We start from the raw sequence: 10,703 nt of genomic DNA on the forward strand, positions 1-10,703 counted from the left end.
CGTCGGATCCTCAGTACGAGATCTTGACGGCGGGCACCGCGCCGCGGGCGATGGCCTCCACGGCGGTCCGGGCGGCGCCTTCCGACAGACCTGCGGCAATCAGGGCCTCCATGGCGGCACGGTTGATCCGGCCGCGGTGGGCCTTGTCCGCCTCGCGCTGACGAGCAGCCTCTTCCTCGGCGCGCTGCTGCGCCTCGATGCGCTCCCGCTCCAACCGGGCGGCTTCCTCTGCCTGAAGCTTGGCGCGCTCCTCCGCGGCCCGCCGCTCCTCCTCCGCCCGGCGCGCGGCTGCGACCCGATCACGCTCCGCCTTCTCCTCGGCTTCCTTGGCGCGCTGTTCGGCGGCCAGCTTGTCGGCCTCAGCCTGGGCGGCGCGCGCTTCCGCCTCCACCCGCTCCCGCTCGACCCGCTGGCGCTCGCGCTCGGCAGCTTCCGCCGCCTCACGAGCCTCACGCTCGATCCGGGCACGCTCGGCAGCAGCGCGACGCTCCGCCTCTTCGGCCTCCTGGCGCGCCTTCTCCTCCGCCTCGCGCTTGGCCTGCTCGGCGGCGCGGGCGGCGGCCTCCTGCTTCTCGCGCTCGATCCGCTCGGCTTCCTCGCGGGCGGCGCGCTCCTCCGCCTCCTTGCGCAGGCGCTCCAGTTCGGCGCGCTCGGCATCGCGGCGGCGGCTGTCCTCCAGCATCGCTTCCAGCTTGGCGACCGCCCCGGCCTTGGCGTCTTCGGCGCGTTTGGTGAACTCTTGGAACCCCCTGGTGTCGGCGGTCCGCGCCTCCTCCAGTCGGGCGGCGATGGCGTCGGTGGTCACGAAGTCGCCGAGCAGCAGGGGCATTTCCTGAATGCGCAGGATCCCATCTTCGTGCGCCTTGATCCGCGCAGCCTCCGCCGCCTCGAACTCGTCCAGCGGCTTGCGCACCTCATCCCGCAGCGCGTCCAGCCGGTCGCGAACGATGCGGCGGTCGGCGTCGATGGCGCTCGCCTGGGCCTTGATGTCGGCGACCAGCGCTTTGCCCATGTCGTCCAGCGCGGTCTTGCTGCGGGCAACCTTGTAGGCCAGCGACGCGACTTCCTTGCGGCCTTTCGGCGTGCTGATGTCCAGCGCCTTCGCATCGGCCCGCGCCTTCGCCTCCAGATCGGCGATCAGCTTTTCGACGCCGCCAGGGGCGTAGACCTGGGTGGGGACGAGGGCGCCAACGTCGAGAGTGACGACGGCGGTGGACGGCTGTTCGAGGGTGTCGCTCATTCTTCGGTTTCCTTCTCGGTCCGGCCCTCTTCCAGGGCTTCAAAGTCGCGTTCGAGTTCTTCGACCTCTTCGGGGTCGAGCCTCAGGGAGTCGCCGCGCTCTGCGGCGTGTCGGATTTCGTCGCGGATCGGCGGGCGGCGGCGCATGGTCAGGCCCTCCCCCTCGACTCCGCCATCGCCTGGAGCGCAGGGCCCCAGCTGCGGAAGCTGTCCAGCACGCGGCCGGTGGGCAGGTGGGACAGGACCAGCGCGCCGGAGGCCGGGTGCAGCCCGAACTCGCCGAAGACGCAGCCGTTGACCGTCTGCGGGCCGGCGTCGGTGGCGATCTGGTAGCGGGCGTCGGTGAGGTCGTCGCGGCCGGTGACGGTGGCGTTGAGGGTCATGGCAGCCACTCCAGGGCCTTGGCGGCCGGGCGAAGCGAGCAGTCAGCGAAGGTGCAGTTGCAGGCCGGGAACATGCAGCCGTCGCCGTTCAAGTCGGTGGCGCGGATGGCGAGGTCGTAGCGGACGCCGCGCATCAGGTCAGGCCCGGCGGAACTGTGGGTTTCGTAGTGGCGGACCACGTCTCTGGTGCGAAGCAGCAGCTTTCGACGATTTTCGGGGGTCATGGCTGGATTACTCCGCCGCAGCGGCCGGCAGCGTCGGCCGGCTGGATTGATGGTCAGCGAGCGCCACGACGGCGGCCTGCCAGGAGGCAAAGGCCTGCGTCAGCGTCCGCAGTTGGTAGGGCCGGAGGCTGCCGTCGCCGCTCCGCATCACCGCGGCGTCGAGGGCATCCCGGTAGAGCTTGGCCGCCACGTCGCGCCGGTTCCGGAGGTCCAGCAGCTTGAGCGCGGTGGCGCCATGCTCCAGGGCGTAGACCGCGCGCCGGAACTGCCGGTCGGGCAGGTTGCGGGCGGACAGGGCGTCCATCTCGGCGGCGGTGATGGGGCGGCGCTGCATCAGCGTGGACCCTGGATCGGCTGAGGCGGCAGCACCTCAACCGCCGGGACGCTGTGGCGCGGGAAGATCAGCCGGCGGTCGTCCGTTAGCGTGACGGTGATGCCGCTCTTGTTGACGGTCGTCTCGATAGCAAGCGGATGGTCGGTCAGGATGTCGACCGCTCGCTCAAACCCTTCTTCTCGCAGGCGAGCCAGCAGAGTTTCGGTCGTGTCGATGCGCTTCAGCCCGTGACCGATCAGCATCCGCATCACATCGGACTCGGACGAGCCGTAAAGTTCGGAAAGCTCTTCGACCCGGCGCGCTTGCCATGGGGTGAGCATCACGTTCTTGCGCGGGTTCTTGGTCGCCATCTCCGTCACTCCGCCGCCAGCATCATCGGGCGAGCCTGCCGCGCCCTGGCGAGCGCCGGAGCGAACCAGCTCAGCGCCTCGACCGGCCCGAGAAGGATCCAGCGGCGGGCGTCGGCGATCAACGCCTCGGCCTGCTCATCGGTAAGGCCGGTGGCGGCATCCAGGGCGAGGCCGCAGTCGATCACCGCGGCAATGCCTTCGCTGACCGTCAGCGCCAAGCCGGTGGCGCCAAGGGGAATGTGCGCAAGGGAAAGGGGGAGCGTCATGGTGTCAGCCTCCCAAGGCGAGAACGATGAAGCCCACGACGCACAGGCCGGCGCCGAACAGGGCGGATGCGAGGAGGTCGCGGATCATGCCGGCACCACGCGGTGCAGCTCGCACCGGCCCCGGATGCCCATCACGAAGACGGCGGGGCCGTCGACGGTCAGCGACGCCTTGCTGGCGGTGCGGGTGGCAATGCGGCGCCCGAGGAAGGTGTGGACGACGACCGGGGCGCCAACCGGGGTGTCGGCGTTGAAGCGCTCGACGGTGCGCTCCAGGGTGGTCCGGTGGGTGTGGCGCATGGGGTTAGGCCTCCGCGCAACGCATGGTCACGACGCCGGCCGGGTCGATCAGCGCTGCGCCCTGCTTCATCATGTTGTTGACGTAATGGGCGCCGCGGTCTCCGTGCCACGTGATGTCGGTCTTCACCTCGGCACCGGCGGCATGGCCGACCGCGTTCTTGTGGAAGAGGTGGCAGATGCGGACGTTGCCGTTCGGTGTCAGGCCGGAATGCGGCATCCATAGAACACCGAGCCAGCGTTTCGCCTGGGTGCCGCGCCACGGCAGCTCGTCCGTTCCGACATAGTCGGCGGCGGCAAAATCCGCGATGTTCAGGAGGTTGGCCCACTGTTTCCAGCCGACGATGGCATGGCGCGGCACATGGCTCGTCATGCCGGCGCTGTTGAGCGCCTCAACCGCCAGCTTGGCCTTCTCTTCGGTCAAGCCGTCGTCGCTGCGCCCGACGACGTTGGTGGAGCCGTTGAGAGCCAGCACGATCAGCTCGTCGGTCTTACGGCCCAACGCATAGGCGCCGGCATTGGCGACGATCCCGCGCTCGTCGACGTTCGTTTTCAGCTCGTCCAGCCGGTCGACCCAATCGCCTGCATAGAAGTCGTTCAGTTCACAGACGGCCGGGTCGAGCGGCAGGACATCGGTGCCGGTCTTGCCGACCCTCTGGAAGGTCGTCGCCTCGCCCTGCACATTGTTTTTGGCGCGCACCGTGTGGCGGAGTTTGGAGCCCATGCGGACATAGGACTCATGGACTTCGCGCTCGAACCGCTTGGTGAACGCCTGCTGGAACTCTTCGGTCATCGTCACGGGGATCTCCATCGTCAGGGCGCCTGTGCGCCGAATGGGTCGAGGGAGGCGGTGCGCCCGCGAAACCTTCCCGCCGAAGCGGGTCCCGCAATCGAAGCGGGACGGCCCGTTACTCACCTGGAAGCTGGTCCAACGTCGCCATTCCGCCCTGTTGCCAGGGCCGCCGTCCGGCTGGTCGCCTCCCTCTCAATGCCTCAAGGCCGGCGACGGGCTTGCACCGTCCACCAGCCTGTAGGTTGCGGGGCGCCCCGCCAGAGACGCCCGCGCTTCGCAAATTCAGCCTGCCGAGATCCTTTCTTCGGTTGGTTGAGGGTGCCGGCGATCACGCCCAGCCGGCGGGCGATGGGGTTCAGGCGTTGACGGGAACCTTGCCGTGCGCCTTGTTGATGGCAGCGCGGGCCATGTCGGCCAGCGGCTTGCCGATGGTGCATTTTCCGCTGCCGAGGATCGCGAACTGACGAACGACGGCCAGAAGATCGGGCGCGGCAGCCAGCAGGTAGGCATTCTGCTGCGCTTCTTCGTCGGTGAACGGAGCGATGCCGAAGTCCGGATCGTCGTCTTCAACCCCGCATGAAGGACCGGAGGCGCAGGCTACGATTTCGCCGCGGGCATCAAGAATTTCGATGCTTTCGATATGCTCTACGCCGTCTTCTCCCATCCATACGTTCCCGCCTTCGTTTGCGGTCCAGGGAAGATGCTTGGTCATGCGTCATGTCTCCTTGTTCGTTCCGCGCCGATCACGACGCCATCAGGTCAGCCAGCTTGCCGAGCCAGCGATCGGTGTGCCGACGCCACAGGTCCGCGCCCTGCTGGTCGCCGTCGCGCTCGCATTCCGCCAGGGAGCGCGAGCCGAAGTCGGCGTGCTCGCGGACGCCGCGCAGGCCGTCGGCGGACAGGGTGGGGAGGACGTTTAGGCGGGCGTTCATGATGAGGCCCCCGCCTTGGCGAGGCTGAAGTCAGGGATGACGCCGGTCCGGTTGACGTGATCGACCAGTTGGGCGAACAGCACGTCACGGTCAGCAGCGGCGTCAGGATGGGCGGCGATCTGCTCGTCAAGGCGGGCGTTCAATTCGTCGCGGATGTCGTTGGGGATGACGAGGAGCATGGTCAGCGCTCCTGACCACGGGCGGAGGCGACCGCCTTCATCATGGCGTCGCGGCCCTTGATCATGCCGGGCGTCGTCAGGGCAAATTCACAGGCTTCCAGGAGACGCTTGATCGTCTCGTCCTTCTGGTCCAGCAGGAACGCCGCGACCGTCCAGCCGTCGCCGTCATATCCAGCATCGCCGTCAAAGCCGTCCTTGTTGCTGCCGCATGCTTCCATGGCCGGGCCGATGGCTGCCTGGAAGTCGTCGCGGAACATCACGCGCTTGTAGGTGTAAGAGGCCATTGTCACTCTCCGATACAGCTTTCCGAAGCAGCCACGTGGGCAGCTTGGGGAAGCCGGCCCTGACTGGCAGGGCCGCGGTGGTGGTCAGCGACGACGGCGACCAAGCGGCACGCCGATTTCGCGGGCGAGCTTCGAAAAGCTGGTCAGAAGGCGGCGGAGTTCTCGGGTTCTCATCGTCATGTCCTTTGGGAGAAAGAGCCGCCGGACCCGTAAGCCCGGCGGCGAGGTGGGAGGAACGCCCAGACGGGCAGGTGGACGCGGCAGGGCCGCGAAACTCAGGGGGTGGCTGCCTCAGCCGGGAGGCGCCATTTGGTCGGGCAGCACATGATCCCGAAATCGGTGGTGAAGAGCGACTGATCGGCGCAAAGCTTCCCGCTGAACCGGCTGATATGGCCGCGTGTGGCGATGACGGGCTCTTGCATGAGGTCGTTCGTGACTTCCAAGTCCGTCCCGTACGGCGCGGCGTTGATGTCGGTGTTCCAGTCGTTGGCGCTCATGGCTGTGGTCCTTGTGTTTGGTATCGGCGGGGAGAGGGGAGGGTCAGGCGGCCAGCGGATACGCCACAGCCTCAGCTGCCGCGATCAGCGCGCCGACGGTGACGTGCGCCTGGCCGTCCAGGCTCCAGCTCGTCGGGGTGTCGTCGTCGCTGCGGCCACCATTTGCGCGCGGCCGGCCGACGTACTGGACCCGCTCCGGTCCAAGCATGCGGGCGGCCCACAGCGCCGGCATGTTCGTCGGGGTCGAGCGGTCCATCATCGAGCGGTAGACGGCGGGCGGGCAGTGGAAGGGGTTGGAGTGCATCGCGGCGGCTCCGGGGCGGAGTGGATGGGGTGAGGGAACTGTAGTGCGGTAGCTTTACCGCGTCAACAGGAAAATGCGGTATTGTTACCGCGTTCCGGGTCGCGCGAATTTCCCCCATAATTCGGGCACGCAGAAATAACCGGCCGCCTCGCGCGCGCACGGGAGGCGCGCATGCGCATGATGCAAAGACCGGGAGCGGTGCATGGTGAAGACGGACTGGATCGCGGCCGACGAATTCCGCGAACGGTTGCCGCACACAAATGCGGCGATGCAAAAATTCGTTATGTCTATGGCGGCAGTGCACAACAAAAGGGGAAAGAAGACCCTATTCGGCAAAGACAAGGGGTTGGACGCCTATAGAGATTTCGAATTGCGCCTCACCGACCTCAAGAGAGCGATGGTTCTTGACCGCCTTATCGCTCCGAACGAAACGGCGGCGAACGTGAGGGATTCGATTGTCTTCTTGATAGTCTCGTGGGCGCAGATATATCCAAACTGGAAAGATGCTTATATGTTCGCAATAGAGTTCTTTGAAATATCGTAATCCTCCTAGAGAAACTGGACGCTTTAGATCGCAGCAGAAGACGAAAGCGACGCCGCGACATCCCGCCGCAGCCGTTAACTGTTTCTGTCGCACATTGCGGCTGGCATTGCGCATCGCCACGCAATTTGCATACTCAAGTATGCTAATGTTACGGTCGCGAAACCGTTTTCATACTTTCGGACCGGCGTGGATATCGCTATCGTTGGGGTTGCCTCTTCGCACGAGCCACAAGGTGCGGGGGGCGGGGCAGGGTGGAGAGCCAATCCACCCTGCGCTTTATCGAGGCGTACACCTCGCCGACTGAACGCGACGCATGAGCGTTGTGCGGCCAATCTCCGCCTGCCCTGGCCAGGGCTGCCGCGGTCGTTGCAAGGGGTGCGCCATGATTCCGACGAAGAAGATCTTCACCATGTTCACGGCTGTTTTCGGGATGAATCCCGAACTGCTTGCTGTGGCCGCCTTCTTATTGGTGGCAACCCTGATACGGTGAAAAACAAAAAGACAACTTCTTGATCTATAAGCCGCTCAACTGTGGCGACGCGCAAATCGTTGAATTTCTAATTTGCGCGCCGATTGGGATTTTGTTCTTATTATCAGCAATAAGTCCGGTAGAACCAAACGCCTGAGGTTTCGCACATGCTTTCGATCAGCGAAGGGGCGGCGCGCATGCTGGCCTGCTTGGATTTGCTGACCATCGACGAGCAAGAGTCGGTCATGGCCGACCTAGCTCGCCGCGCAGACGTCGCGCGCGGGCGGCCTGCGCCATTGCTTCCAGTTCCTCAAGGAAGCTCTGCTCCTCTGCTGGGGATAGTTCGGCGAGATGGCCGATAGCCTTCAGTCGCCGCTCTGTGATCTCGGACGGATAGGCGGCTGGCGCCGGGAGCGTTCCGCTATCAGCGTAATCCGTCGAGAAGAAGCTCGGGGGCACCTGGAGGATTTCCGCGAGCCTCAGCAGGTGTTCCGCATTGAACTGCGAAGACAGCCCGCGCTTGAGGTTGCGGATTAGGTCTCGCGACCCTCCGGCCATGAGGGACGCGGCGTTGGCAGACAGATTCATCTGCTTCAGCCGGGCGTCGATGCGTTTGGCAAGGGCATTAGGCATGCGCGGTATCATGCCCGCACACGGCTCGCTATTGAATGCGGTATCGCTACCGTTGACAGTGCGGTAAACATACCGCATAGTCTGATCATGAGCCACGATTACCGCACCCAACTCACCCTCCTTTCGGAGACCATGGCGTCGGCCACCGGGCGTAGCGAAGCGCGTCTGGCGACCCTGGCCGTGAACCATGGCGCGTTTTTTGACCGCATCCGCGGCGGCGGCGGGTGCAGCGTGGATATGTATCTGCGCGTGAAGGAATGGTTCGCCGAGAACTGGCCAGAAAACGTGCCCTGGCCCGATGGCGTTGACCGCCCGGACATCCTGCCGGCGTGCGCCGCAGCGCCGCGCCCCGGACGCGCCTCACGTCGCCAGCCGAGCCACCAAGGCCGCGCCGCCTGACGCTTGATCTCCAAACCTTGGAGCCCCGCATGACCGATCTCGTCCACCCCAGCGGCGCCGTGGTCCACATGACCGGCGAGCGACTGAACCTCACCGACATGTGGAAGGCGGCGGGCGCCGACCCGCAAAAGCAGCCGGCGAAGTGGCGCGACTTGCCGTCCACGCAGGAATTCGTCGCTCACGTGGCGGAGGTCATCCTCGGGAAATCCGAGAATGACGCGTTTCAGAGTTTTCGCGGCGGCAAGAATCCGCGCACCGAGGCGCATTGGCAGATCGGCCTCGCCTACGCCAAGTACCTCTCCCCGGCCTTCCATGCCTGGGCAAACGCCGTCGTCCGCGAGCGCATGGAAAGCCGACCGGCCGCGCCGGCCATCGACCAGCGGGTGCTCGGCGGCATCGTGAAGTCCGTCGTCCGCTCGCAGATCAAGGAGTTCCTGACCGAGCTGGCGCCGCAGATCATCGCCGCGCAGCTTGCGGCCGATCCGCGGGTCGCCGTCATCGACGCCGTGCCGGCGCTCCAGATCGCCATCGAGGCCAGCGTGCCGAAGAAGGGTCGTCGCCCCATCGTGCGGGCGATCAGCAACTCGCTGGCCCGGCACTGCGCCGAACGCGGCCACATCGTCCGCCGTGACGTCCGCGGCACGAAGATCTACCCGCTGGCAGCCGTCCACGAATGGCGGCTGTCCGGCGGCGACGCGGAGATCCGCAAGTTGGTCTCCGCCAACACGTCGGCCGGTCCGCTGTTCGACGTCATCCCCGGCGGCAAGCCCGCCTAACCCACCCCAAAAACGCAAAGAAGCCCGGGCCCAGATCCCCATCCGCGCCGGGCTTCTTGCAAAGGAGAAACCAGGATGCTGTCCCCCGATTCCTGTCATCATGAATACAGCGGCACCCCCGCTCCGGTCCACTCCCGCAACCGGCCTACCGCCACCGTCCCCAATACCACTCCCGGACTTGCCAAGCACGAGCGCGCCGCCCTGGTCGATCTGCTGGCGAACTTCCCGGTCGAGCGCCTGCGCGACATGGTGTTCATCGCCGACGGCATGATCGTCGTCCACGCTGCGGCGAAGCTGGAATCCTTCACGATGGACGCCGCCGCGACGCTGTGCGCCATCGCCAACGGCAGCGACGTCCCGGTCCCGGCCGAGAAGCCGGAACCCGTCACGGTCGGCGACACGACGATCCGTCGGGCGGCGCATGTCTATGTCGGCTCGGTGCGTCTGACCGGCCGCCAGAAGGACATCCTCCTGATGATCGCGCGGGGCGTCCAGACCAAGCAGATCGCGCGGGACCTGCAGATCTCCGACGGCACCGTGAAGGTCCACCTGAAGGGGATCTTCAAGGCCCTGGGCGTGAAGAACCGCACCCAGGCCGCGGTCGCCGCCGGTCAACTCGGGCTGGAGGGCTAACCGATGGCCGACCTGACCGATCAGCAGATCGCGCTGCTGGACGTAATCAACATGTTCGTCGGCCACGACCCTTCCGAAAAGGAATGGTCGCCCGTCATGTCGGACGAGATGTGGAGTCTCGTCAGGCAGCTTCCCGATGGGCTTGTCGAAACACACCAGCGGTTCGCGCCGATCCGCCCCGTCAGCGGCGGAGCCGTGTTGGGCGTCGGCTTCGCGCGTCTGACCGACGCCGGCCGCGCTGCCATTGCCAAGGGGGAGGCCTAACCGATGCCTCATCTCTCACCCCTTCCCGGCGCCCATCAGCGCCAGCAGCGGCCGGCCGGCGAAGTCGCGCTCCTCGATGCTTCCGGCGACCGTCAGGCAATGCGCGGCAATGTCACCCCGGCCGGCGTCAGCCCACTCAGCGGCCTCGCGGCGCATCCAGTCAGCGCGCTCCAGCCCGCGCGTCGGGCATCGATCGGTAGCCATCCGTCAGCGGCCGAAGGTGTCGCGGATCGTCTTGACCAGCGCCGCAACGCCCTGCTGCCGGCCATCCATCTCTCCGGCGATGCCCAGGGCGTTGCAGGCGTGCTCGACCAGCAGGCCAACGACGTCGGGCTGCGGCACGGTCACGCGAAGGTCGGCGTGGTCCTGCGGAACGATTGGGTCGCTCATGGTCTCACTTCCAAGCTGTGCCGCAGTGCGGCGTGGGGGATGGCATGAACGCAATGTGCCACCCGTCGAAGTTGCTTGGGACCCTGAACGACTGCGAGAAAGTGAGCGCTCCGGCCGGCATCTGGCAGCGAGCGGCTGGCTTTCTGATCCGCCGCTATGGGTCGAAGAAGGGCGCCGCCGCCACGCTCCAGCAGGATTACGGCATGGCGGAGTCTGTGGCCTACCGCCTGCTGCGCGGAGAGGCAAAGACCATCGACTGGCTCGAAGAGCTGCTCGCCCGCGAAGGCGTCCCGCTGCTGGAGGCGCTGTTCCCCGAACTGCTGGCCGAGCGTGACGCCGCGGCCGAGCGCCTGCGCCTGACGCTGGAAAGCCGGGTCGACCACCACACCGCCGCCGGCAACAGCGACGAGGCCCTGTGCCTCACCCGGCTGATGCTGCGCCCGGACCTCGACGACATCGTGCGGCGCACCGAAGGCGGCTGGGTCCGCCGGGCCGGCCGCGCCGTCGCCAACCTGC

24 protein-coding genes are annotated in these 10,703 nt (G+C 66.4%); 6 read left to right on the forward strand and 18 right to left on the reverse strand.

What is annotated here, in order from left to right; translation table 11 throughout:
* Positions 1-10 precede the first annotated feature (10 nt).
* From ABNQ39_RS00355 to ABNQ39_RS00425, 15 genes are all read right to left on the reverse strand, one after another.
* On the reverse strand, positions 11-1,240 hold the full coding sequence (locus ABNQ39_RS00355; RefSeq protein WP_376956460.1) for a hypothetical protein: 1,230 nt from the start codon (positions 1,238-1,240) through the stop codon (positions 11-13).
* Positions 1,237-1,386 (reverse strand): hypothetical protein, encoded by a 150-nt coding sequence (locus ABNQ39_RS00360; protein WP_376956462.1) that lies wholly within the window; start codon positions 1,384-1,386, stop codon positions 1,237-1,239. Before ABNQ39_RS00360 ends, ABNQ39_RS00355 begins: the two co-directional genes overlap by 4 nt.
* A gap of 2 nt (positions 1,387-1,388) precedes the next feature.
* Positions 1,389-1,622 (reverse strand): hypothetical protein, encoded by a 234-nt coding sequence (locus tag ABNQ39_RS00365; protein ID WP_376956464.1) that lies wholly within the window; start codon positions 1,620-1,622, stop codon positions 1,389-1,391.
* The gene (locus tag ABNQ39_RS00370) at positions 1,619-1,846 is read right to left on the reverse strand and encodes a hypothetical protein (protein ID WP_376956466.1); all 228 of its coding nucleotides are present in this window, start codon (positions 1,844-1,846) and stop codon (positions 1,619-1,621) included. The genes ABNQ39_RS00365 and ABNQ39_RS00370 overlap by 4 nt, the downstream gene beginning before the upstream one ends.
* A gap of 7 nt (positions 1,847-1,853) precedes the next feature.
* Positions 1,854-2,180, reverse strand: a complete 327-nt coding sequence (locus tag ABNQ39_RS00375; RefSeq protein ID WP_376956468.1) for a hypothetical protein — start codon at positions 2,178-2,180, stop codon at positions 1,854-1,856.
* Positions 2,180-2,530 carry a hypothetical protein gene (locus tag ABNQ39_RS00380; RefSeq protein ID WP_376956470.1) on the reverse strand — a complete coding sequence of 117 codons (351 nt, stop codon included), beginning with the start codon at positions 2,528-2,530 and terminating at the stop codon, positions 2,180-2,182. The genes ABNQ39_RS00375 and ABNQ39_RS00380 overlap by 1 nt, the downstream gene beginning before the upstream one ends.
* Positions 2,531-2,535: 5 nt before the next feature.
* Positions 2,536-2,796: a hypothetical protein gene (locus tag ABNQ39_RS00385; RefSeq protein WP_376956472.1), complete on the reverse strand. Its 261-nt coding sequence runs from the start codon at positions 2,794-2,796 to the stop codon at positions 2,536-2,538.
* 84 nt (positions 2,797-2,880) lie between these two features.
* Positions 2,881-3,093, reverse strand: a complete 213-nt coding sequence (locus tag ABNQ39_RS00390; RefSeq protein WP_376956474.1) for a hypothetical protein — start codon at positions 3,091-3,093, stop codon at positions 2,881-2,883.
* Positions 3,094-3,097: 4 nt separating this feature from the next.
* Positions 3,098-3,883: a phage capsid protein gene (locus ABNQ39_RS00395; RefSeq protein WP_376956506.1), complete on the reverse strand. Its 786-nt coding sequence runs from the start codon at positions 3,881-3,883 to the stop codon at positions 3,098-3,100.
* Between the two features lie 355 nt (positions 3,884-4,238).
* The gene (locus ABNQ39_RS00400) at positions 4,239-4,595 is read right to left on the reverse strand and encodes a hypothetical protein (RefSeq protein ID WP_376956476.1); all 357 of its coding nucleotides are present in this window, start codon (positions 4,593-4,595) and stop codon (positions 4,239-4,241) included.
* Between the two features lie 31 nt (positions 4,596-4,626).
* Positions 4,627-4,815, reverse strand: coding sequence for a hypothetical protein (locus tag ABNQ39_RS00405; protein WP_376956478.1), 189 nt, complete (start codon positions 4,813-4,815; stop codon positions 4,627-4,629).
* On the reverse strand, positions 4,812-4,994 hold the full coding sequence (locus ABNQ39_RS00410; RefSeq protein ID WP_376956480.1) for a hypothetical protein: 183 nt from the start codon (positions 4,992-4,994) through the stop codon (positions 4,812-4,814). Before ABNQ39_RS00410 ends, ABNQ39_RS00405 begins: the two co-directional genes overlap by 4 nt.
* A gap of 2 nt (positions 4,995-4,996) precedes the next feature.
* Positions 4,997-5,278: a hypothetical protein gene (locus tag ABNQ39_RS00415; protein WP_376956482.1), complete on the reverse strand. Its 282-nt coding sequence runs from the start codon at positions 5,276-5,278 to the stop codon at positions 4,997-4,999.
* 275 nt (positions 5,279-5,553) lie between these two features.
* Positions 5,554-5,775, reverse strand: a complete 222-nt coding sequence (locus tag ABNQ39_RS00420) for a hypothetical protein (protein WP_376956484.1) — start codon at positions 5,773-5,775, stop codon at positions 5,554-5,556.
* A gap of 43 nt (positions 5,776-5,818) precedes the next feature.
* Positions 5,819-6,079: a hypothetical protein gene (locus ABNQ39_RS00425; protein WP_376956486.1), complete on the reverse strand. Its 261-nt coding sequence runs from the start codon at positions 6,077-6,079 to the stop codon at positions 5,819-5,821.
* Between the two features lie 202 nt (positions 6,080-6,281).
* On the opposite strand from ABNQ39_RS00425, the gene ABNQ39_RS00430 reads away from it, so the two are divergent.
* Positions 6,282-6,623, forward strand: a complete 342-nt coding sequence (locus tag ABNQ39_RS00430) for a hypothetical protein (RefSeq protein ID WP_376956488.1) — start codon at positions 6,282-6,284, stop codon at positions 6,621-6,623.
* A gap of 712 nt (positions 6,624-7,335) precedes the next feature.
* Here ABNQ39_RS00430 and ABNQ39_RS00435 read toward each other — a convergent pair.
* Positions 7,336-7,725, reverse strand: coding sequence for a hypothetical protein (locus ABNQ39_RS00435; RefSeq protein ID WP_376956490.1), 390 nt, complete (start codon positions 7,723-7,725; stop codon positions 7,336-7,338).
* A gap of 87 nt (positions 7,726-7,812) precedes the next feature.
* Between ABNQ39_RS00435 and ABNQ39_RS00440 the strand changes: the two genes are divergently transcribed.
* From ABNQ39_RS00440 to ABNQ39_RS00455, 4 genes are all read left to right on the forward strand, one after another.
* Positions 7,813-8,124: a hypothetical protein gene (locus ABNQ39_RS00440; protein WP_376956492.1), complete on the forward strand. Its 312-nt coding sequence runs from the start codon at positions 7,813-7,815 to the stop codon at positions 8,122-8,124.
* Positions 8,125-8,153: 29 nt separating this feature from the next.
* Positions 8,154-8,900, forward strand: a complete 747-nt coding sequence (locus tag ABNQ39_RS00445; RefSeq protein ID WP_376956494.1) for a KilA-N domain-containing protein — start codon at positions 8,154-8,156, stop codon at positions 8,898-8,900.
* Between the two features lie 75 nt (positions 8,901-8,975).
* The gene (locus ABNQ39_RS00450; RefSeq protein ID WP_376956496.1) at positions 8,976-9,533 is read left to right on the forward strand and encodes a response regulator transcription factor; all 558 of its coding nucleotides are present in this window, start codon (positions 8,976-8,978) and stop codon (positions 9,531-9,533) included.
* 3 nt (positions 9,534-9,536) lie between these two features.
* Positions 9,537-9,797 (forward strand): hypothetical protein, encoded by a 261-nt coding sequence (locus ABNQ39_RS00455; protein WP_376956498.1) that lies wholly within the window; start codon positions 9,537-9,539, stop codon positions 9,795-9,797.
* Between the two features lie 15 nt (positions 9,798-9,812).
* On the opposite strand, the gene ABNQ39_RS00460 is transcribed toward ABNQ39_RS00455, so the two are convergent.
* Both ABNQ39_RS00460 and ABNQ39_RS00465 read right to left on the reverse strand, forming a co-directional pair.
* Positions 9,813-10,001 (reverse strand): hypothetical protein, encoded by a 189-nt coding sequence (locus tag ABNQ39_RS00460; protein ID WP_376956500.1) that lies wholly within the window; start codon positions 9,999-10,001, stop codon positions 9,813-9,815.
* A gap of 3 nt (positions 10,002-10,004) precedes the next feature.
* Positions 10,005-10,187, reverse strand: a complete 183-nt coding sequence (locus tag ABNQ39_RS00465; RefSeq protein ID WP_376956502.1) for a hypothetical protein — start codon at positions 10,185-10,187, stop codon at positions 10,005-10,007.
* A 101-nt stretch (positions 10,188-10,288) separates the two neighbouring features.
* Here ABNQ39_RS00465 and ABNQ39_RS00470 point away from each other — a divergent pair.
* Positions 10,289-10,703 (forward strand): hypothetical protein (locus ABNQ39_RS00470; protein ID WP_376956504.1); only part of this gene is annotated, 415 nt, incomplete at its 3' end.

This window comes from Azospirillum sp. A26, from assembly GCF_042604635.1.
GTDB lineage: Bacteria > Pseudomonadota > Alphaproteobacteria > Azospirillales > Azospirillaceae > Azospirillum > Azospirillum palustre.

Bases quoted from the DNA above. Each gene is read 5' to 3' on its own strand.
- ABNQ39_RS00355 (WP_376956460.1), bottom strand. From the start codon at position 1,240: ATGAGCGACACCCTCGAACAGCCGTCCACCGCCGTCGTCACTCTCGAC.
- ABNQ39_RS00360 (WP_376956462.1), bottom strand. From the start codon at position 1,386: ATGCGCCGCCGCCCGCCGATCCGCGACGAAATCCGACACGCCGCAGAG.
- ABNQ39_RS00365 (WP_376956464.1), bottom strand. From the start codon at position 1,622: ATGACCCTCAACGCCACCGTCACCGGCCGCGACGACCTCACCGACGCC.
- ABNQ39_RS00370 (WP_376956466.1), bottom strand. From the start codon at position 1,846: ATGACCCCCGAAAATCGTCGAAAGCTGCTGCTTCGCACCAGAGACGTG.
- ABNQ39_RS00375 (WP_376956468.1), bottom strand. From the start codon at position 2,180: ATGCAGCGCCGCCCCATCACCGCCGCCGAGATGGACGCCCTGTCCGCC.
- ABNQ39_RS00380 (WP_376956470.1), bottom strand. From the start codon at position 2,530: ATGGCGACCAAGAACCCGCGCAAGAACGTGATGCTCACCCCATGGCAA.
- ABNQ39_RS00385 (WP_376956472.1), bottom strand. From the start codon at position 2,796: ATGACGCTCCCCCTTTCCCTTGCGCACATTCCCCTTGGCGCCACCGGC.
- ABNQ39_RS00390 (WP_376956474.1), bottom strand. From the start codon at position 3,093: ATGCGCCACACCCACCGGACCACCCTGGAGCGCACCGTCGAGCGCTTC.
- ABNQ39_RS00395 (WP_376956506.1), bottom strand. From the start codon at position 3,883: ATGACCGAAGAGTTCCAGCAGGCGTTCACCAAGCGGTTCGAGCGCGAA.
- ABNQ39_RS00400 (WP_376956476.1), bottom strand. From the start codon at position 4,595: ATGACCAAGCATCTTCCCTGGACCGCAAACGAAGGCGGGAACGTATGG.
- ABNQ39_RS00405 (WP_376956478.1), bottom strand. From the start codon at position 4,815: ATGAACGCCCGCCTAAACGTCCTCCCCACCCTGTCCGCCGACGGCCTG.
- ABNQ39_RS00410 (WP_376956480.1), bottom strand. From the start codon at position 4,994: ATGCTCCTCGTCATCCCCAACGACATCCGCGACGAATTGAACGCCCGC.
- ABNQ39_RS00415 (WP_376956482.1), bottom strand. From the start codon at position 5,278: ATGGCCTCTTACACCTACAAGCGCGTGATGTTCCGCGACGACTTCCAG.
- ABNQ39_RS00420 (WP_376956484.1), bottom strand. From the start codon at position 5,775: ATGAGCGCCAACGACTGGAACACCGACATCAACGCCGCGCCGTACGGG.
- ABNQ39_RS00425 (WP_376956486.1), bottom strand. From the start codon at position 6,079: ATGCACTCCAACCCCTTCCACTGCCCGCCCGCCGTCTACCGCTCGATG.
- ABNQ39_RS00430 (WP_376956488.1), top strand. From the start codon at position 6,282: ATGGTGAAGACGGACTGGATCGCGGCCGACGAATTCCGCGAACGGTTG.
- ABNQ39_RS00435 (WP_376956490.1), bottom strand. From the start codon at position 7,725: ATGCCTAATGCCCTTGCCAAACGCATCGACGCCCGGCTGAAGCAGATG.
- ABNQ39_RS00440 (WP_376956492.1), top strand. From the start codon at position 7,813: ATGAGCCACGATTACCGCACCCAACTCACCCTCCTTTCGGAGACCATG.
- ABNQ39_RS00445 (WP_376956494.1), top strand. From the start codon at position 8,154: ATGACCGATCTCGTCCACCCCAGCGGCGCCGTGGTCCACATGACCGGC.
- ABNQ39_RS00450 (WP_376956496.1), top strand. From the start codon at position 8,976: ATGCTGTCCCCCGATTCCTGTCATCATGAATACAGCGGCACCCCCGCT.
- ABNQ39_RS00455 (WP_376956498.1), top strand. From the start codon at position 9,537: ATGGCCGACCTGACCGATCAGCAGATCGCGCTGCTGGACGTAATCAAC.
- ABNQ39_RS00460 (WP_376956500.1), bottom strand. From the start codon at position 10,001: ATGGCTACCGATCGATGCCCGACGCGCGGGCTGGAGCGCGCTGACTGG.
- ABNQ39_RS00465 (WP_376956502.1), bottom strand. From the start codon at position 10,187: ATGAGCGACCCAATCGTTCCGCAGGACCACGCCGACCTTCGCGTGACC.